1 protein-coding gene is annotated in these 438 nt (G+C 68.9%); it reads right to left on the minus strand.

The genetic code is table 11. The features are described 5' to 3' along the window. Window positions 1-438, minus strand: a 438-nt coding sequence (locus tag EXE45_RS18005; RefSeq protein WP_241989536.1) for an isocitrate/isopropylmalate family dehydrogenase, incomplete at both ends; no start/stop codon positions are given.

Below are 438 nucleotides of genomic sequence, written 5' to 3' on the forward strand. Positions count from 1 at the left end.
GTGGAGGTCGTAGGTGACCTTCCCGGAGGCGATGGTCTCCTCGACGGCGTCGCGCACGAGGTCGGCGGCGTCGGACCAGCCGAGGTAATCGAGCATCTCGCGGCCGGAGAGGATCATCGCGGTGGGGTTCACCTTGTCCTCGCCCGCGTACTTGGGCGCGGAGCCGTGGACGGGCTCGGCGAGACAGCGGCCGTGGCCGAAGTTGGCGCCGGGCGCGATGCCGAGGCCGCCGATCTGGGCGCCGGCGGCGTCGGACATGTAGTCGCCGTTGAGGTTCATCGTCGCGATGACCCCGTACTCCTCGGTGCGGGTCAGGAGCTGCTGGAGCATGTTGTCCGCGATGCGGTCCTTGACGACGAGGGTACCCTCGGGCTGCTCGCCGTCGTGGTCCTCCCAGAGCTGGTCTTCGGTGATCACGTCCTCGCCGTACTCCTCCTC

This window comes from Halorubrum sp. SP9 (assembly GCF_005435015.1).
Classification (GTDB): Archaea; Halobacteriota; Halobacteria; order Halobacteriales; family Haloferacaceae; genus Halorubrum; species Halorubrum sodomense.